The organism is Streptomyces sp. NPDC014623, assembly GCF_043088245.1.
GTDB lineage: Bacteria > Actinomycetota > Actinomycetes > Streptomycetales > Streptomycetaceae > Streptomyces.
The window spans coordinates 107298-125460 of the sequence record NZ_JBIBZU010000004.1 but is presented as its reverse complement, the minus strand read 5'-3'; the positions used below and the strand labels follow the sequence as shown (position 1 = coordinate 125460).

Sequence of the window (18163 nt, the reverse complement as noted above, 5' to 3'; positions counted from 1 at the left end):
GTCCTGGTCTGTTCCGCTCGGCGGACGCTGCCCAGGACCGAAGGGGCGCCCTCACTGCGGCGCGGGCCGCATGCCGGGACCGGGGCCCGCGAGTCGTCCGGCTGCTGGACCGGCGGCCGTCCCGGCCCCTGGTCATGGGAGGATCGGAGGAGGCGGGCCAGGGCCGCGCACCCGGTCGCGCCGTCGCAGTTACAGGCGCGAGCATGAGGAGCACCGTTGAGCAGGTTGCGCTGGCTGACCGCCGGAGAGTCGCACGGCCCCGCACTGGTGGCGACGCTGGAGGGTCTTCCCGCCGGTATCCCCGTCACCACGGAGATGGTGGCGGACGCGCTCGCCAGGCGACGGCTCGGTTACGGGCGCGGCGCCCGGATGAAGTTCGAGCGGGACGAGGTCACCTTCCTCGGCGGGGTCCGCCACGGCCTGACCATGGGCTCGCCGGTCGCCGTCATGGTGGGCAACACCGAGTGGCCCAAGTGGGAGCAGGTGATGTCGGCCGACCCGGTCGACCCCGACGTGCTGGCCGCGCAGGCCCGTAACGCCCCCCTGACCCGCCCCCGGCCCGGCCATGCCGACCTGGCCGGGATGCAGAAGTACGGCTTCGACGAGGCCCGTCCGGTCCTGGAGCGCGCCAGCGCCCGGGAGACCGCCGCCCGTGTCGCCCTCGGCGCCGTCGCCCGCTCCTACCTCAAGGAGACCGCGGGCATCGAGATCGTCTCCCACGTCGTCGAGCTGGCGGCGGCCAAGGCGCCCTACGGCGTCTACCCCAAGCCCTCCGACGTCGAGCGGCTCGACGCGGATCCCGTGCGCTGCCTCGACGCCGACGCGTCGAAGGCGATGGTCGAGGAGATCGACCAGGCCCACAAGGACGGTGACACCCTCGGGGGTGTCGTCGAGGTGCTCGCCTACGGCGTTCCCGTCGGCCTCGGCTCCCACGTGCACTGGGACCGCAGGCTGGACGCCCGGCTCGCCGCCGCGCTGATGGGCATCCAGGCCATCAAGGGCGTCGAGGTCGGTGACGGTTTCGATCTGGCCCGGGTGCCCGGTTCCAAGGCGCACGACGAGATCCTCGCCACCGAGGCCGGCATCAAGCGCGCCTCCGGCCGCGCGGGCGGTACCGAGGGGGGACTCACGACCGGTGAGCTGCTGCGGGTCCGTGCCGCGATGAAGCCGATCGCCACGGTGCCCCGGGCGCTCGCCACGGTCGACGTCGTCACCGGCGAGGCGGCCAGGGCCCACCACCAGCGTTCCGACGTGTGCGCCGTTCCGGCAGCCGGGATCGTCGCCGAGGCGATGGTCGCCCTGGTCCTCGCCGACGCGGTGGCGGAGAAGTTCGGCGGCGACAGCGTTGCCGAGACCCACCGCAACGTGCAGTCCTACCTCTCCCACCTCCAGATCCGGTGAGCGGCCCGCTGATCGTCCTGGTCGGTCCGATGGGCGTGGGCAAGTCCACGGTGGGTGAACTGCTCGCCGGCCGTCTGGGCACCACCTACCGCGACACGGACGCGGACGTCGTGGCCACGGCGGGCAAGGCCATCCCGGAGATCTTCTTCGACGACGGAGAGGAGCGCTTCCGCGCGCTGGAGCAGCAGGCGGTGCGGGACGCGCTCGGCGAGCACACAGGTGTCCTCGCCCTCGGCGGTGGCGCCGTGCTCGACGCGGGGACCCGCGCCCTGCTCGCCGGCCACCGGGTCGTCTATCTCTCCATGGACGTGGACGAGGCCGTCCGGAGGGTCGGGCTCAACACGGCCCGCCCCCTCCTCGCCGTCAACCCGCGACGTCAGTGGCGCGAGCTGATGGAGGCCAGGCGCCCTCTCTACGAAGAGGTGGCCACCGTCACCGTCGCCACCGACGCACGCACTCCCGAAGAGGTCGCCCAGGCGATCACCGAAACACTGGAACTGCCGGAGCGCAACGGCCCGCCCGTACCCTCCGGCCAGGAGAAGACACGTATGACCGAGCAGGGCACCACGCGCATCCAGATCGCCGGCACGGCGGGCACCGACCCGTACGAGGTGCTCGTCGGACGCCGGCTCCTCGGCGAGCTGCCGAGCCTCATCGGCGACCGCGCCAAGCGGGTGGCCGTCCTGCACCCCGAGGCACTCGCCGAGACCGGCGAGGCGGTCCGGGAGGACCTCGCCGCCCAGGGCTACGAGGCCATCGCGATCCAGCTGCCGAACGCCGAGGAGGCCAAGACCGTCGAGGTCGCCGCCTACTGCTGGAAGGCGCTCGGCCAGACCGGCTTCACCCGCACCGACGTCATCGTCGGCGTCGGGGGCGGCGCCACCACCGACGTCGCGGGCTTCGTCGCCGCCTCCTGGCTGCGGGGGGTGCGCTGGATCGCCGTACCGACGACCGTGCTCGCCATGGTCGACGCCGCGGTCGGCGGCAAGACCGGCATCAACACCGCAGAGGGCAAGAACCTGGTGGGCGCCTTCCACCCGCCGGCCGGGGTGCTCTGCGACCTCGCCGCGCTGGACTCGCTGCCGGTCCACGACTACGTCTCCGGAATGGCCGAGATCATCAAGGCCGGCTTCATCGCGGACCCGGCGATCCTCGACCTCGTCGAGGCCGATCCCCAGGGCGCCCGCACGCCCGCCGGACCGCACACCGCCGAGCTGATCGAGCGTTCCATCCGGGTCAAGGCCGAGGTCGTCTCCAGCGACCTCAAGGAGTCCGGCCTGAGGGAGATCCTCAACTACGGCCACACCCTGGCCCACGCCATCGAGAAGAACGAGCGCTACAAGTGGCGCCACGGCGCGGCCGTGTCGGTCGGCATGGTCTTCGCCGCCGAACTGGGCCGGCTCGCCGGCCGGCTCGACGACGCCACCGCCGACCGGCACCGTGCCGTCCTGGAGTCCGTCGGGCTGCCGCTCACCTACCGCGGCGACCAGTGGCCCAAGCTCCTGGAGAACATGAAGGTCGACAAGAAGTCCCGCGGCGACCTGCTGCGCTTCATCGTCCTGGACGGCATCGGCAAGCCCACCGTGCTGGAGGGCCCCGACCCGGCAGTCCTGCTCGCCGCCTACGGGGAGGTCTCCGCATGACGACCCGGGGGGTCCTCGTGCTCAACGGCCCGAACCTCGGACGTCTCGGCTCCCGCGAACCCGACGTCTACGGCGCGACGTCCTACGCCGGTCTGGTCGACGCCTGCCAGTCCCTCGGCAGGGAACTCGGTTTCGACGTCGAGGTCCGCGAGACCAACGACGAGGGCGAGTTGATCCGCTGGCTCCACGAGGCGGCGGACGGTTCGATTCCGGTCGTTCTCAACCCCGGCGCCTTCACGCACTATTCGTACGGAATGCGCGACGCGGCAGCCCAGCGCACCGCTCCGCTGATCGAGGTGCACATCTCGAATCCGTACGCACGGGAGGAATTCCGCCACACCTCGGTGGTCGCCCCGGTGGCCACCGGCACCGTGGCAGGGTTCGGGATCGGTTCCTACCGGCTCGCCCTGCGGGCCCTGGCCGGGGAACTGACGGACTGATACCGGGCACTTCGTACCTTCCCCGCCCGTTCACCGCATGGCGGCCGGGGAAGGTACGGTTGCCGTCGACCAGCGCCAGTTGCCTGTACGAGACGGAGTGGCACCGGATGCAGCACGCAGTGGGGGCCCCGCTGCCGCCGCCCCAGGGTCCCGGAAACGGACCGTGGACGCACCAGGCCCAGCACTCAGGCCACCCCGGCCCCCCGGGGCCGCCCCTCCCTCCCATGGCTCCCGGGACCCAGCCGCCGGTGCCCCGGCACGTTCCGGCCCCTCCCGCCCGGGAGACCACCGGGCACGTCCAGCTGCCGCCCGGCGGTCCCGTCCCGCTGCCCGCTCCGCCCGCCGAGGCGGGCACGGGTTCCGCGACCCTGGCCGTGCTCCTGATCGGGCCGGCCGGAGCGGGGAAGACCACGGTCGCCAAGCTCTGGGCGGGCCGCCGCAGGGTCCCCACCGCGCACGTGTCCCTCGACGACGTCCGCGAGTGGGTCTGCTCCGGCTTCGCCGACCCGCAGGCCGGATGGAACGACCACTCCGAGGCCCAGTACCGCCTGGCCCGACGCACCTGCGGCTTCGCCGCCCGTAATTTCCTGGCCAACGGGATCTCCTGCATCCTCGACGACGCCGTCTTCCCCGACCGGCCCGTCGTCGGCCTGGGCGGCTGGAAGCGCCATGTGGGCCCCGGGCTGCTGCCCGTGGTCCTCCTGCCCGGCCTGGAGGTCGTCCTGGAGCGCAACGCGGCCCGCAGCGGGAACCGCAGGCTCTCCGACGAGGAAGTCGCCCGGATCCACGGCCGCATGGCCGGGTGGTACGGCTCCGGCCTGCCGATCATCGACAACTCCACCTATGACGTGGAGACGACGGCACGGGTCCTCGACGACGTCCTGGCCCGTTCCATAGCCAGCCCGCCGGCCTGGTAGCGAGCGGCCGGTGCCCGGTCGGGTGCGCTGACCGGGCGGGGCTCCGCCGACGCTCGTAGGCTCGGGAACATGTCAGAGGTGTACGCCGTCCGACGCGGGCTGCTACGTGACCGGTACGCCGCCGCCGGAGCCGCGGCCGCCCTGGTCTCCCGCCCCGCCAACGTCCGCTATCTCGCGGGCGGGGCCCCGCCCGGCGCGGTGCTGCTGCTCGGTCCCGGCGAGGACGTCCTGCTCTGTCCCCGCGCACCGGCCGGGGGCCCCGCCCACGGGCGACCCGACGAGCACCTGCGCCAGACCGTCCTTCCCGAGGCCGACGGCGACCCGGTGGTCGCGGCGGCCGGTCTCGCCGACGGCCTGCACGCGGACTCCCTGGCCGTCGAGGAACACGACCTGACCGTCTCCCGCCACCGCACCATGAGCTCCGCCGCCCCGCGCGTGCGCCTGTGCGACCTCGGCAGCACGGTGGAGCAACTGCGCCTGGTGAAGGACGAGGAGGAGATCGCCTGCCTGCGGATCGCCGCGGAGATCACCGACCAGGCACTCGGCGAACTCCTCGAATCCATCCTGGTGGGGCGCACCGAGCGCCATCTCGCCCTGGAGCTGGAGCGCCGGCTGGTGGACCACGGAGCCGACGGCCCGGCCTTCGCCACCTCCGTCGGCACGGGGCCGCACTCGGGTCAGGGCCGGCACCGTCCCACCGACCGCAGGGTCGAGGAAGGTGATTTCCTTTCCGTCTGCCTGGGGGCGAACTACCGGGGATACCGCTGCGAGATCGGCCGGACGTTCGTCATCGGGACCAGTCCCGCCGATTGGCAGATCGAGCTCTACGACCTCGTTTTCGCCGCTCAGCGAGCCGGACGGGAGGCTCTGGTCCCCGGAGCCGCCTACCGGGACGTGGACCGGGCGGCCCGCCATCTCCTGGACTCGGCGGGCCACTCCGACGGCCTCCAGCCCAGCACCGGGCACGGGGTCGGACTCGAAATCGACGAGGACCCGCAGTTGGCACCGGCAGCCATGGGTAAACTGGACGCTTGTGTGCCGGTCACCGTCGAACCGGGGGTCCACCTCCCGGGCCGGGGCGGTGTCCGGATCGATGACACTCTCGTCGTGCGCCCCGAGGCGGACGGCGGACCCGAGCTACTCACCATTACGACCAAGGAGCTGCTCGCGCTCTAGGGGAACTCCTCGTGGGGACCCCGGCGCGCATCCTTGGCCGTCCACCAGCTTCAGTCCAGGAGATTCCGCAACCGTGGCTTCCACGAACGACCTCAAGAACGGCCTGGTGCTCAAGCTCGACGGAGGCCAGCTCTGGTCCGTCGTCGAGTTCCAGCACGTCAAGCCCGGCAAGGGCCCCGCCTTCGTGCGCACCAAGCTCAAGAACGTGCTCTCCGGCAAGGTCGTCGACAAGACGTTCAACGCCGGCGTGAAGGTCGAGACGGCCACCATCGACCGCCGCGACATGCAGTTCTCGTACATGGACGGCGAGTACTTCGTCTTCATGGACATGGACACGTACGACCAGCTCATGGTCGACCGCAAGGCCGTCGGCGACGCCGCCAACTTCCTGATCGAGGGCTTCACCGCCTCCGTCGCGCAGTACGAGGGCGAGGTGCTCTACGTCGAGCTGCCCGCCGCGGTCGAGCTGACCATCCAGCACACCGACCCGGGCGTCCAGGGCGACCGCTCCACCGGTGGCACCAAGCCCGCCACCCTGGAGACCGGTTACGAGATCGGTGTCCCGCTCTTCATCACCACCGGCGAGAAGATCAAGGTCGACACCCGTACGGGCGACTACCTCGGCCGGGTGAACAGCTAACCGTGGCTGCCCGGAACAAGGCCCGCAAGCGCGCCTTCCAGATCCTTTTCGAGGCCGACCAGCGCGGTGAGTCCGTGCAGACGGTCCTCGCGGACTGGGTGCGGCTCTCGCGGACCGACGACCGTCAGCCGCCGGTCGGTGAATTCACGATGGAGCTGGTCGAGGGGTACGCACAGTACGCGGACCGGATCGACGACCTCATCGTCACCTATGCCGTGGACTGGGAGATCGACCGCATGCCGGTCGTCGACCGGAGCATTCTGCGGCTCGGTGCGTACGAGCTGATCTGGATGGACTCGACCCCGGACGCCGTGGTGATCGACGAGGCGGTCCAGCTCGCCAAGGAGTTCTCCACGGACGATTCCCCGGCCTTCGTGAACGGCCTGCTGGCCCGGTTCAAGGACCTCAAGCCGAATCTCCGCCGGGAGCAGTAGCTCCGGGCGGTGACAAGCCGAACGAAGGGCCCACGGTCGCACGCGACCGTGGGCCCTTCGGCGTGTCCGTCCCGGACACGGCGGACGGGCCGGGACATGAGAACGCCGGCCCGGCGGGGTCCTGAGGACCCCGCCGGGCCGGCGGCACGCTCTTCGTGGTGCTGGGGGTCAGCTCTCGTCGTGGGCCACCGCGCGACGCGCGTCGGCGTCCAGCACGCCCCAGCTGATCAGCTGTTCGGTGAGCACGGACGGCGACTGGTCGTAGATCACGGCAAGGGTGCGCAGGTCGTCCTGCCGGATGGACAGCACCTTGCCGTTGTAGTCGCCGCGCTGGCTCTGGATCGTCGCCGCGTAACGCTGCAGCGGTCCGGCCTTCTCCGGCGGCACGTGGGCCAGGCGCTCCAGGTCGAGGACCAGCTTCGGCGGCGGCTCGGCGGCACCGCCGGGGGTCGTGCCGGGCAGGAGCTCCTGCACCGGAACGCCGTAGAAGTCGGCCAGCTCGGCAAGGCGCTGCACGGTCACGGCACGGTCGCCGCGCTCGTAGGAACCGACCACGACGGCCTTCCAGCGGCCCTGCGACTTCTCCTCCACGCCGTGGAGGGAGAGGCCCTGCTGGGTGCGGATGGCGCGGAGCTTGGCCCCGAGCTGCTTTGCGTATTCGCTGGACATAAGGCTCCCCGGACGCTGGAACATTCTGCGGCTGGGCCGCGTGGCTGGTAACTCACTGTGAGGTTACGCAGCGTTACTTGGCTGCGTCAAGCCGAAAGGTCCGGACTGCCACCTCCTGGGGCCGGGCCCGGGGCTCCGCACAAGCCCTGGTAACGTGGATGACGCAATTTCGACGTCCTTTAACATCCGTCCGGTGAGGCGGAGAAGGAGGTCCGTTTCCTATGGACGCACAGCATGACCACACCGGCAATGCGGCACGCCCCGTTCTCGAGGCTTCCGACATCGCCCGGGTACTGACCCGAATCGCCCACGAGATCGTCGAACGCGCCAAGGGCGCCGACGACGTGGTGCTGCTCGGCATCCCGACACGAGGGGTCTACCTCGCCCGTCGGCTCGCCGGGAAACTCGAAGAGATCACCGGCCGGAAGACGCCGGTCGGGTCACTCGACATCACCATGTACCGCGACGACCTGCGGATGCGCCCGGCGCGTGCCCTCGCGCGCACCGAGATCCCCGGCGAGGGCATCGAGAGCAGCCTCGTCGTGCTGGTCGACGACGTGCTCTTCTCCGGCCGCACGATCCGCGCCGCACTCGACGCGCTCGGCGACATCGGACGGCCCCGTGCCGTACAGCTCGCGGTCCTCGTCGACCGCGGCCACCGCGAACTCCCGATCCGTGCCGACTACGTCGGCAAGAACCTCCCCACGTCGCTGCGGGAGACGGTCAGGGTCCAGCTCGCGGAGGAGGACGGCCGCGACGCCGTGCTGCTCGGCGTCAAGCAGACCGTCCCGGCAGGCGAGCGGTAGCCGAGTCCCGTTCCGTGCGCCCCGGCGGCCGTACGGCTGCCTCCGTACGCACGCCTGCCTGATCCCTCCACCCTCCACGGAGACCCCCAGATGCTGCGCCCTCCCGGGGACAACCCCCGGACCCCCCGCCACCTCATCTCGGCCGCAGACCTCACCCGCGACGACGCCGTCCTGATCCTCGACACCGCCGAGGAGATGGCCCGGGTCGCGGACCGGCCGATCAAGAAGCTTCCCACTCTGCGTGGACGAACGGTCGTGAACCTTTTCTTCGAGGACTCGACCCGGACCCGGATCTCGTTCGAGGCCGCCGCCAAGCGCCTCTCCGCCGACGTCATCAACTTCTCCGCGAAGGGCTCGTCGGTCTCCAAGGGGGAGTCGCTCAAGGACACCGCCCTGACCCTGGAGGCCATGGGCGCCGACGCGGTCGTCATCCGGCACGGCGCCTCCGGGGCCCCGTACCGCCTCGCTACCTCGGGCTGGATCGACAGTGCGGTCGTCAACGCCGGCGACGGCACGCACGAGCACCCGACCCAGGCGCTGCTGGACGCGTTCACCATGCGCCGCAGGCTGGTCGGACCCGACGCGGGAATCGGCCGCGACCTCGAAGGCCGCCGGATCACGATCGTCGGCGACATCCTGCACAGCCGTGTGGCCCGCTCCAACGTCCACCTGCTGCACACGCTCGGTGCCCACGTCACCCTGGTGGCCCCGCCCACCCTCGTGCCGGTCGGCGTCGAGCGGTGGCCCTGCGACGTCAGCTACCGTCTCGACGACGTGCTGCCCAAGTCGGACGCCGTCATGATGCTCCGTGTGCAGCGCGAGCGCATGAACGCCGCCTACTTCCCGACCGAGCGTGAATACTCCCGCCGCTACGGCCTGGACGGCGAACGCATGGCGAAGATGCCGGAGCACGCCGTCGTGATGCACCCCGGCCCGATGGTCCGCGGCATGGAGATCACGGCCGAGGTCGCGGACTCCGACCGCTGCACCGCCGTCGAGCAGGTCGCCAACGGCGTCTCCACCCGCATGGCCGTCCTGTACCTGCTGCTCGGCGGATCCGAGACCGCCCTGCCCTCCGCCTCCGCCCGTACCGAGGAGAACAAGTAACCATGAGCAAGATCCTGATCCGCGGTGCGAAGGTCCTCGGCGGCGAGCCTGCGGACGTCCTCATCGACGGCGAGAGCATCGCCGCGACCGGTACCGGCATCGAGGCCGGCGACGCCACCGTGATCGAGGCGGCCGGCCGCGTCCTGCTGCCCGGCCTCGTCGACCTCCACACCCACCTGCGCGAGCCCGGCCGCGAGGACTCCGAGACCGTCCTCACCGGCACGAAGGCGGCGGCGGTCGGCGGCTTCACCGCCGTCCACGCCATGGCCAACACCTTCCCCGTCGCCGACACCGCCGGAGTCGTCGAGCAGGTCTGGCGGCTCGGCAAGGAGTCCGGCTACTGCGACGTGCAGCCCGTCGGCGCCGTCACCGTCGGCCTGGAGGGCAAGCAGCTCGCCGAACTCGGCGCCATGCACGACTCCGCCGCCGGGGTGAAGGTCTTCTCCGACGACGGCAAGTGCGTCGACGACGCTGTGATCATGCGCCGCGCGCTGGAGTACGTGAAGGCGTTCGACGGCGTCGTCGCCCAGCACGCCCAGGAGCCCCGTCTCACCGAGGGCGCCCAGATGAACGAGGGCGTCGTCTCGGCCGAGCTCGGTCTCGGCGGCTGGCCCGCCGTCGCCGAGGAGTCGATCATCGCCCGCGATGTGCTCCTCGCCGCCCACGTCGGGTCCCGGGTGCACATCTGCCACCTCTCGACCGCCGGCTCCGTGGAGATCGTCCGCTGGGCGAAGTCCAAGGGCTGGAACGTCACCGCCGAGGTCACCCCGCACCACCTGCTGCTCACCGACGAGCTCGTACGGACCTACAACCCCGTCTACAAGGTGAACCCGCCGCTGCGCACCGAGGCCGACGTCATGGCCCTGCGCGAGGCCCTCGCCGACGGCACCATCGACTGCGTGGCCACCGACCACGCACCGCACCCGCACGAGGACAAGGACTGCGAGTGGGCCGCCGCCGCCATGGGCATGGTGGGCCTGGAGACCGCGCTCTCCGTGGTCCAGCAGACGATGGTGGACACCGGGCTCCTCGACTGGGCGGGCGTGGCCGACCGCATGTCCTTCCGCCCCGCGGCCATCGGCAGGCTCGAAGGACACGGCCGGCCCGTCTCGGCGGGTGAGCCCGCCAACCTCACCCTGGTCGATCCGGCATACCGTGGAGCTGTGGACCCCGCGGGCTTCGCCTCCCGCAGCCGCAACACTCCGTACGAGGGTCGCGAGCTGCCCGGCCGAGTGACCCACACCTTCCTGCGGGGCCGTGCCACGGTCGTCGACGGGAAGCTCGCGTGACAACACTCCACCCCACTCATCAGCTGCTCCACCTGGCCGCGGACCAGAAGTCGGCCGAAGTGACCGACTGGTCCGCCCGCATCAGCTGGGTCCTCGGACTGCTCGTCTTCATCGCCTTCGTCTACTGGCTGATGCGCCAGGGATGGAAGTGGCGGGGAAGCCTGCAGTCCGGGCTGCCCGAGCTCCCGACCACCCCTGAAGGGTTCGCGGACGGCGAGACGCTGCTCACACTGACCGGCCGCTACCACGCCTCGACGACCGCAGGGCAGTGGCTCGACCGGATCGTGGCGCACGGCCTCGGCACCCGCAGCCGGGTCGAGCTGACCCTCACCGCGCAGGGTCTGGACGTCGTACGCCCCGGAGCGGCCGGTTTCTTCGTACCGGCCTCCGCGCTGCGCGAGGCCAGGCTCGACAAGGCCCTCGCCGGCAAGGTCCTGCCCGAGGGCGGTCTGCTGGTCATCACCTGGGCCCACGGAGAGACGCTGATCGACTCGGGTTTCCGCTCCGACCACGCGGCCGAGCACCAGGCGTGGGTCGACGCCGTCGGCCGCCTCACCGGCGCAGCCGGCACCCACCTCACCACCAGCACGACGGAAGGCACCGCACGATGACGATCTCCACCCGGGGAGCCGGAAAAGCTCCCGCCGTACTCGTCCTGGAGGACGGCCGCTCCTTCCGCGGCCGTGCCTACGGGGCCGTGGGGGAGACCTTCGGCGAGGCGGTTTTCTCCACCGGCATGACCGGTTACCAGGAGACGCTGACCGACCCCTCCTACCACCGCCAGGTCGTCGTGATGACCGCCCCGCACGTGGGCAACACCGGTGTGAACGACGAGGACGCCGAGTCGAAGCGCATCTGGGTCTCCGGATACGTCGTACGCGACCCCGCCCGCCTCCCCTCGAACTGGCGCTCGCGCCGCACCCTGGACGAGGAGCTCGCCGCCCAGGGCGTCGTCGGCATCAGCGGCATCGACACCCGTGCGCTCACCCGCCACCTGCGTGAGCGCGGCGCGATGCGCGTCGGCATCTTCTCCGGCGACGCGCTCGCCGACGAGGCCGCCCTGCTCAGCAAGGTGCGCCAGGCCCCCGAGATGCGCGGCGCCGACCTCTCCGCCGAGGTCGCCACCAAGGAGGCCTACGTCGTCCCCGCGCACGGCACCAAGAAGTTCACCGTCGCCGCGATCGACCTCGGCATCAAGGGCATGACCCCGCACCGCATGGCCGAGCGCGGCATCGAGGTGCACGTCCTGCCCGCCACCGCCACCCTCGACGAGGTGTACGCGGTGGAGCCCGACGGAGTCTTCTTCTCCAACGGCCCCGGCGACCCGTCCACCGCCGACCACCCGGTCGCCCTCATGCAGGGCGTCCTGGAGCGGAAGACCCCGCTCTTCGGCATCTGCTTCGGCAACCAGATCCTGGGCCGCGCCCTCGGCTTCGGCACCTACAAGCTGAAGTACGGCCACCGCGGCATCAACCAGCCCGTGCAGGACCGCACGACCGGGAAGGTCGAGGTCACCGCGCACAACCACGGCTTCGCCGTCGACGCCCCCCTCGACAAGCCGTCCGACACGAAGTTCGGCCGCGCCGAGGTCTCCCACGTCTGCCTGAACGACCAGGTCGTCGAGGGCCTCCAGCTCCTGGACCGGCCCGCCTTCAGCGTCCAGTACCACCCCGAAGCAGCCGCGGGCCCGCACGACGCCGCGTACCTCTTCGACCGCTTCGTATCCCTGATGGAGGGCCAGCGTGCCTAAGCGCTCCGATATCCGGTCCGTCCTGGTCATCGGCTCCGGTCCGATCGTCATCGGGCAGGCCGCCGAGTTCGACTACTCCGGCACCCAGGCCTGCCGCGTGCTCAAGGCCGAGGGCCTGCGCGTCATCCTGGTGAACAGCAACCCGGCGACGATCATGACCGACCCGGAGATCGCCGACGCCACGTACGTCGAGCCGATCACCCCCGAGTTCGTCGAGAAGATCATCGCCAAGGAGCGCCCCGACGCGCTGCTCCCGACCCTGGGCGGCCAGACCGCGCTCAACACCGCGATCTCCATGCACGACAACGGTGTGCTGGAGAAGTACGGCGTCGAGCTCATCGGCGCCAACGTCGAGGCCATCAACAAGGGCGAGGACCGCGACCTCTTCAAGGGAGTCGTCGAAGCCGTCAAGGCGAAGATCGGTTACGGCGAGTCCGCCCGCTCCGTCATCTGCCACTCCATGGACGACGTCATCAAGGGGGTCGACACCCTCGGCGGCTACCCCGTCGTCGTCCGCCCCTCCTTCACCATGGGCGGCGCCGGCTCCGGCTTCGCCCACGACGAGGAGGAACTGCGCCGCATCGCCGGCCAGGGCCTCACGCTCTCGCCGACCACCGAGGTGCTCCTGGAGGAGTCCATCCTCGGCTGGAAGGAGTACGAGCTGGAGCTGATGCGCGACAGGCACGACAACGTCGTGGTCGTCTGCTCCATCGAGAACTTCGACCCGATGGGCGTCCACACCGGCGACTCCATCACGGTCGCCCCGGCGATGACGCTCACCGACCGTGAGTACCAGCGGCTGCGTGACATCGGCATCGCGATCATCCGCGAGGTCGGCGTCGACACCGGCGGCTGCAACATCCAGTTCGCGATCGACCCGGCCGACGGCCGGATCATCGTGATCGAGATGAACCCGCGCGTCTCCCGCTCCTCGGCGCTCGCCTCGAAGGCCACCGGCTTCCCGATCGCCAAGATCGCCGCCAAGCTGGCCGTGGGCTACACGCTCGACGAGATCCCCAACGACATCACCGAGAAGACGCCGGCCTCCTTCGAGCCGGCCCTCGACTACGTCGTGGTCAAGGCCCCGCGCTTCGCCTTCGAGAAATTCCCCTCCGCCGACTCCACCCTCACCACCACCATGAAGTCGGTGGGCGAGGCCATGGCGATCGGCCGCAACTTCACCGAGGCCCTGCAGAAGGCCCTGCGCTCCCTGGAGAAGAAGGGCTCGCAGTTCGCCTTCACCGGCGAGACCGGCGACAAGACCGAGCTGCTCGCCGAGGCGGTCCGCCCCACGGACGGGCGCATCAACACCGTGATGCAGGCGATCCGTGCCGGCGCGTCCCAGGAAGAGGTCTTCGACGCCACGAAGATCGACCCCTGGTTCGTCGACCAGCTCTTCCTGATCAAGGAGATCGCCGACGAGCTGGCCGCCGCGGAGCGACTGGACACCGACCTGCTCGCCGAGGCCAAGCGGCACGGCTTCTCCGACGCCCAGATCGCCGAGATCCGCGGCCTGCGCGAGGACGTCGTGCGCGAGGTCCGGCACGCGCTGGGCATCCGCCCGGTCTACAAGACGGTCGACACCTGCGCGGCGGAGTTCGCCGCGAAGACGCCGTACTTCTACTCCAGCTACGACGAGGAGAGCGAGGTCGCGCCCCGCACCAAGCCGGCGGTGATCATCCTCGGCTCCGGCCCGAACCGCATCGGCCAGGGCATCGAGTTCGACTACTCCTGCGTCCACGCCTCCTTCGCGCTGCACGACGCGGGCTACGAGACCGTGATGGTCAACTGCAACCCGGAGACCGTCTCCACGGACTACGACACCTCCGACCGGCTGTACTTCGAGCCGCTCACACTCGAGGACGTCCTGGAGATCGTGCACGCCGAGTCCCTGGCGGGCCCCATCGCCGGTGTCGTCGTCCAGCTCGGCGGCCAGACCCCGCTCGGTCTCTCGCAGGCCCTCAAGGACAACGGCGTGCCGGTCGTGGGGACGTCCCCCGAGGCCATCCACGCCGCCGAGGACCGCGGCGCCTTCGGCCGGGTGCTCGCCGAGGCGGGCCTCCCGGCCCCGAAGCACGGGACCGCCACCACCTTCGCCGAGGCCAAGGCCATCGCCGACGAGATCGGCTACCCCGTCCTCGTGCGCCCGTCGTACGTGCTCGGCGGCCGCGGCATGGAGATCGTCTACGACGAGGCCCGCCTCTCCGCCTACATCGCCGAGTCCACCGAGATCAGCCCCACCCGGCCGGTCCTGGTCGACCGCTTCCTCGACGACGCGATCGAGATCGACGTCGACGCGCTCTACGACGGCACCGAGCTCTACCTCGGCGGCGTCATGGAACACATCGAGGAGGCGGGCATCCACTCCGGCGACTCGGCCTGCGCGCTGCCCCCGATCACCCTCGGCGGCTTCGACATCAAGCGGCTGCGGGCCTCGACCGAGGCCATCGCCAAGGGGGTCGGCGTACGCGGACTGATCAACATCCAGTTCGCCCTCTCCGGTGACATCCTCTACGTCCTGGAGGCCAACCCGCGTGCGTCGCGGACCGTCCCCTTCACCTCGAAGGCGACCGCGGTCCCGCTCGCGAAGGCCGCCGCCCGCATCTCGCTGGGCGCGACCGTCGCGGAGCTGCGCGCGGAGGGTCTGCTGCCGAAGCAGGGCGACGGCGGCACCCTGCCGCTGGACGCGCCGATCTCCGTCAAGGAGGCCGTCATGCCGTGGTCGCGCTTCCGCGACATCCACGGCCGCGGGGTCGACACGGTCCTCGGCCCGGAGATGCGCTCCACCGGCGAAGTCATGGGCATCGACTCGGTGTTCGGCACGGCCTACGCCAAGTCGCAGGCCGGCGCCTACGGCCCGCTGCCCACCAAGGGACGTGCCTTCATCTCGGTCGCCAACCGCGACAAGCGCTCGATGATCTTCCCGGCGCGCGAACTCGTCGCCCACGGCTTCGAGCTGCTCGCCACCTCCGGCACCGCCGAGGTGCTCAAGCGCAACGGCATCAACGCCACCGTGGTGCGCAAGCAGTCCGAGGGCGAGGGGCCCGGCGGGGAGAAGACCATCGTCCAGCTGATCCACGACGGCGGGGTCGACCTCATCGTCAACACCCCGTACGGGACGGGCGGCCGGCTCGACGGTTACGAGATCCGCACCGCGGCCGTGGCACGGTCCGTACCGTGCCTGACGACGGTCCAGGCGCTGGCCGCCGCCGTCCAGGGCATCGACGCGCTCAACCGCGGTGACGTCGGCGTACGTTCCCTCCAGGAACACGCGGAACATCTGACCGCGGCCCGCGACTAGCAGCCAGGCCCAGCAGGGGGACACCGGAAACGGTGTCCCCCTCTTCATGAGGACACCGTGATGTACAAACTCTTCTTCCAGCTGGTCTTCAAGCGGATGGACCCGGAGCAGGCCCACCACCTGGCCTTCCGCTGGATCCGCCTCGCCGCCCGTACGCCCGTGCTGCGCACCTTCGTGGCCGCCGCGCTCGCGCCCCGCTTCGAGGAGCTGCGCACCGAGGCACTCGGTCTGCGGATGCACGGCCCGTTCGGGCTCGCCGCCGGATTCGACAAGAACGCCGTCGCGATCGACGGCATGTCGATGCTCGGCTTCGACCACATCGAGATCGGCACGGTCACCGGTGAGCCGCAGCCCGGCAACCCGAAGAAGCGGCTGTTCCGCCTCGTCGCCGACCGGGCCCTGATCAACCGCATGGGCTTCAACAACGAAGGATCCGCGGCCGTGGCCGCGCGCCTGGCCGCCCGCACCCCCGTCTTCCGCACCACCGTGGGCGTCAACATCGGCAAGACCAAGGCCGTCCCCGAGGACGAGGCCGTGGGCGACTACGTGAAGTCCACCGAGCGGCTCGCCGCACACGCCGACTACCTCGTCGTGAACGTCTCCTCACCCAACACGCCCGGGCTGCGCGACCTCCAGGCCACCGAGGCGCTCCGCCCGCTCCTCACCGCGGTGCGCGAAGCGGCCGACCGCACCGTCACCGGCCGGCGGGTCCCGCTGCTCGTCAAGATCGCCCCCGACCTCGCGGACGAGGACGTCGACGCCGTCGCCGACCTCGCCGTCGAGCTCGGGCTGGACGGCATCATCGCCACCAACACCACCGTCGCCCGCGACGGCCTCGGCCTGAAGTCCGCCGCGTCCCTGGCCGGGGAGACCGGTGGCCTCTCCGGCGCGCCCCTCAAGGAGCGTTCCCTGGAGGTCCTGAGCCGCCTGTACGCCCGCGTGGGGACCCGGATCACCCTGGTGGGCGTCGGGGGCATCGAGACCGCCGAGGACGCCTGGCAGCGCATCCTGGCCGGTGCCACGCTGGTCCAGGGCTACAGCGCCTTCATCTACGAGGGCCCGTTCTACGCCCGCGCGATCCACAAGGGCCTGGCCGCCCGGCTGGCCGCGTCCCCGTACGCCACCCTCGCCGAGGCCGTCGGCGCCGAGACACGGAAGGTCATGCAGTGACCCTGGAACCCTTCGGCGCGCGCCTGCGCCACGCCATGGACACCCGTGGCCCGCTCTGCGTCGGCATCGATCCGCACGCCTCCCTGCTCGCCTCCTGGGGCCTGGACGACGACATCGCGGGTCTCGAGCGCTTCACACGCACGGTCGTCGAGGCACTGGCCGACCGGGTCGCCGTGCTCAAACCGCAGTCCGCGTTCTTCGAGCGCTTCGGCTCACGCGGTGTCGCCGTCCTGGAGAAGGCCCTCGAGGAGGCCCGCGCGGCGGGGGCCCTCGTGCTCATGGACGCCAAGCGCGGCGACATCGGCTCCACGATGGGCGCCTACGCGGCCACCTACCTCGACAAGGACTCGCCGCTGTTCTCCGACGCGGTCACCGTCTCGCCCTATCTCGGCTTCGGCTCGCTGCGCCCGGCGCTCGACGCCGCCGAGGCCTCCGGCGCGGGCGTCTTCGTGCTCGCCCTCACCTCCAACCCGGAGGGTGCGGAGGTCCAGCGCGCCACCGCCGCGGACGGCCGGTCGGTGGCCCAGGTGATGCTCGACCACATGGCCGCCGAGAACGCGGGCGCGACACCGCTCGGTTCCGTCGGCGCCGTCGTCGGTGCCACGCTCGGGGACGCCGGTGTCGATCTGTCGGTCAACGGCCCGCTGCTCGCTCCCGGCATCGGCGCCCAGGGCGCCACCCCCGCGGATCTGCCCCGCGTCTTCGGCGCCGCCGTGGGCAATGTCGTGCCGAGCGTGAGCCGGGGTGTGCTTCGTCACGGACCGGACGTATCAGGGCTGCGCGAAGCCGCCGGACGGTTCGCGGACGAGGTCCGTACGGCCGTCCCGGAAAGCTGACCATGCCACGTGACAGCCTGTTGACGGAATCCTGACCAGAATTCCGGGTTGTTATGACTGAAATGTCCGGCTCGGCTAAGGCTGACCAGGACTTTTCCGCTGTTCTCGCTGACTCGGGCGGTCTTGGCCGCTAGTCTCCGTCGAGAGCCAACGAGTACAGGTTGTTCGTTGCTCACCAGGTGCGGAGCCATCAGGTTCCGCGCCGGTCCGTATCCGACAGATCGACATCCGAGGTGACGTAGGCGTGGCTCTTCCGCCCCTTACCCCTGAACAGCGCGCAGCCGCGCTCGAAAAGGCCGCCGCGGCTCGCCGGGAGCGGGCCGAGGTCAAGAATCGACTCAAGCACTCCGGCGCCTCGCTCCATGAGGTCATCAAGCAGGGCCAGGAGAACGACGTCATCGGCAAGATGAAGGTCTCCGCTCTTCTCGAGTCCCTGCCTGGCGTGGGCAAGGTCCGCGCCAAGCAGATCATGGAGCGGCTCGGCATCTCCGAGAGCCGCCGGGTCAGGGGTCTTGGCTCCAACCAGATCGCATCCCTGGAGCGTGAGTTCGGCGGCAGCGCCGCCTGACGTTCTCAGGCACTCC

The 18163-nt window shown here is 70.8% G+C and carries 17 protein-coding genes; 16 read left to right on the top strand and 1 reads right to left on the bottom strand.

Annotated elements, in window-relative coordinates; all coding sequences use genetic code 11:
* The first annotated feature begins 216 nt into the window (after window positions 1–216).
* The 7 genes from aroC (at window position 217) to nusB (ending at window position 6651) form a co-directional block, all read left to right on the top strand.
* Window positions 217–1401, top strand: coding sequence for a chorismate synthase (gene aroC, locus ACF1FZ_RS09050; RefSeq protein WP_391772708.1), 1185 nt, complete (start codon window positions 217–219; stop codon window positions 1399–1401).
* Window positions 1398–3044, top strand: a complete 1647-nt coding sequence (gene aroB, locus ACF1FZ_RS09045; protein ID WP_391772707.1) for a 3-dehydroquinate synthase — start codon at window positions 1398–1400, stop codon at window positions 3042–3044. Before aroC ends, aroB begins: the two co-directional genes overlap by 4 nt.
* Entirely contained in the window at window positions 3041–3484 is a 444-nt protein-coding gene (gene aroQ, locus ACF1FZ_RS09040) for a type II 3-dehydroquinate dehydratase (RefSeq protein ID WP_391772706.1), read from the top strand. The genes aroB and aroQ overlap by 4 nt, the downstream gene beginning before the upstream one ends.
* Before the next feature lie 107 nt (window positions 3485–3591).
* A complete protein-coding gene (locus ACF1FZ_RS09035; RefSeq protein WP_391772705.1) occupies window positions 3592–4401 on the top strand; it encodes a Pro-rich N-terminal domain-containing protein in 810 nt (269 codons plus the stop codon).
* 69 nt (window positions 4402–4470) lie between these two features.
* On the top strand, window positions 4471–5577 hold the full coding sequence (locus tag ACF1FZ_RS09030) for a M24 family metallopeptidase (RefSeq protein WP_391772704.1): 1107 nt from the start codon (window positions 4471–4473) through the stop codon (window positions 5575–5577).
* A 73-nt stretch (window positions 5578–5650) separates the two neighbouring features.
* Window positions 5651–6217, top strand: coding sequence for an elongation factor P (gene efp / locus ACF1FZ_RS09025; RefSeq protein WP_018490319.1), 567 nt, complete (start codon window positions 5651–5653; stop codon window positions 6215–6217).
* A gap of 2 nt (window positions 6218–6219) precedes the next feature.
* Window positions 6220–6651: a transcription antitermination factor NusB gene (nusB, locus tag ACF1FZ_RS09020; protein ID WP_031097763.1), complete on the top strand. Its 432-nt coding sequence runs from the start codon at window positions 6220–6222 to the stop codon at window positions 6649–6651.
* A 168-nt stretch (window positions 6652–6819) separates the two neighbouring features.
* Here the strand turns inward: nusB and bldD are convergent, their stop codons facing one another.
* Entirely contained in the window at window positions 6820–7320 is a 501-nt protein-coding gene (bldD, locus tag ACF1FZ_RS09015) for a transcriptional regulator BldD (RefSeq protein ID WP_124267334.1), read from the bottom strand.
* A 221-nt stretch (window positions 7321–7541) separates the two neighbouring features.
* Here bldD and pyrR point away from each other — a divergent pair, with 221 nt between their 5' ends.
* The 9 genes from pyrR to ACF1FZ_RS08970 all read left to right on the top strand — a co-directional run bounded on the left by pyrR (window position 7542) and on the right by ACF1FZ_RS08970 (window position 18147).
* The gene (pyrR, locus tag ACF1FZ_RS09010; protein WP_391772703.1) at window positions 7542–8126 is read left to right on the top strand and encodes a bifunctional pyr operon transcriptional regulator/uracil phosphoribosyltransferase PyrR; all 585 of its coding nucleotides are present in this window, start codon (window positions 7542–7544) and stop codon (window positions 8124–8126) included.
* Window positions 8127–8216: 90 nt separating this feature from the next.
* Entirely contained in the window at window positions 8217–9233 is a 1017-nt protein-coding gene (locus tag ACF1FZ_RS09005) for an aspartate carbamoyltransferase catalytic subunit (RefSeq protein ID WP_391772702.1), read from the top strand.
* 2 nt (window positions 9234–9235) lie between these two features.
* Complete coding sequence (locus tag ACF1FZ_RS09000) at window positions 9236–10522, top strand: dihydroorotase (protein ID WP_391772701.1); 1287 nt, start codon at window positions 9236–9238, stop codon at window positions 10520–10522.
* On the top strand, window positions 10519–11133 hold the full coding sequence (locus tag ACF1FZ_RS08995) for a hypothetical protein (RefSeq protein WP_391772700.1): 615 nt from the start codon (window positions 10519–10521) through the stop codon (window positions 11131–11133). Before ACF1FZ_RS09000 ends, ACF1FZ_RS08995 begins: the two co-directional genes overlap by 4 nt.
* A complete protein-coding gene (gene carA, locus ACF1FZ_RS08990; RefSeq protein WP_391772699.1) occupies window positions 11130–12272 on the top strand; it encodes a glutamine-hydrolyzing carbamoyl-phosphate synthase small subunit in 1143 nt (380 codons plus the stop codon). Before ACF1FZ_RS08995 ends, carA begins: the two co-directional genes overlap by 4 nt.
* Window positions 12265–15573 (top strand): carbamoyl-phosphate synthase large subunit, encoded by a 3309-nt coding sequence (gene carB / locus ACF1FZ_RS08985; protein WP_391772698.1) that lies wholly within the window; start codon window positions 12265–12267, stop codon window positions 15571–15573. Before carA ends, carB begins: the two co-directional genes overlap by 8 nt.
* Before the next feature lie 60 nt (window positions 15574–15633).
* Window positions 15634–16743 carry a quinone-dependent dihydroorotate dehydrogenase gene (locus ACF1FZ_RS08980; protein ID WP_391772697.1) on the top strand — a complete coding sequence of 370 codons (1110 nt, stop codon included), beginning with the start codon at window positions 15634–15636 and terminating at the stop codon, window positions 16741–16743.
* Window positions 16740–17579 (top strand): orotidine-5'-phosphate decarboxylase, encoded by an 840-nt coding sequence (gene pyrF, locus ACF1FZ_RS08975; RefSeq protein ID WP_391772696.1) that lies wholly within the window; start codon window positions 16740–16742, stop codon window positions 17577–17579. The genes ACF1FZ_RS08980 and pyrF overlap by 4 nt, the downstream gene beginning before the upstream one ends.
* A gap of 244 nt (window positions 17580–17823) precedes the next feature.
* On the top strand, window positions 17824–18147 hold the full coding sequence (locus ACF1FZ_RS08970) for an integration host factor (RefSeq protein WP_014157387.1): 324 nt from the start codon (window positions 17824–17826) through the stop codon (window positions 18145–18147).
* Window positions 18148–18163 lie beyond the last annotated feature (16 nt).

What these genes read in the sequence shown, in the direction of transcription:
- aroQ (WP_391772706.1), top strand. Translation starts at nt 3,041, where the DNA reads ATGACGACCCGGGGGGTCCTCGTGCTCAACGGCCCGAACCTCGGACGT.
- ACF1FZ_RS09035 (WP_391772705.1), top strand. Translation starts at nt 3,592, where the DNA reads ATGCAGCACGCAGTGGGGGCCCCGCTGCCGCCGCCCCAGGGTCCCGGA.
- ACF1FZ_RS09030 (WP_391772704.1), top strand. Translation starts at nt 4,471, where the DNA reads ATGTCAGAGGTGTACGCCGTCCGACGCGGGCTGCTACGTGACCGGTAC.
- bldD (WP_124267334.1), bottom strand. Translation starts at nt 7,320, where the DNA reads ATGTCCAGCGAATACGCAAAGCAGCTCGGGGCCAAGCTCCGCGCCATC.
- pyrR (WP_391772703.1), top strand. Translation starts at nt 7,542, where the DNA reads ATGGACGCACAGCATGACCACACCGGCAATGCGGCACGCCCCGTTCTC.
- ACF1FZ_RS09005 (WP_391772702.1), top strand. Translation starts at nt 8,217, where the DNA reads ATGCTGCGCCCTCCCGGGGACAACCCCCGGACCCCCCGCCACCTCATC.
- ACF1FZ_RS09000 (WP_391772701.1), top strand. Translation starts at nt 9,236, where the DNA reads ATGAGCAAGATCCTGATCCGCGGTGCGAAGGTCCTCGGCGGCGAGCCT.
- carA (WP_391772699.1), top strand. Translation starts at nt 11,130, where the DNA reads ATGACGATCTCCACCCGGGGAGCCGGAAAAGCTCCCGCCGTACTCGTC.
- ACF1FZ_RS08980 (WP_391772697.1), top strand. Translation starts at nt 15,634, where the DNA reads ATGTACAAACTCTTCTTCCAGCTGGTCTTCAAGCGGATGGACCCGGAG.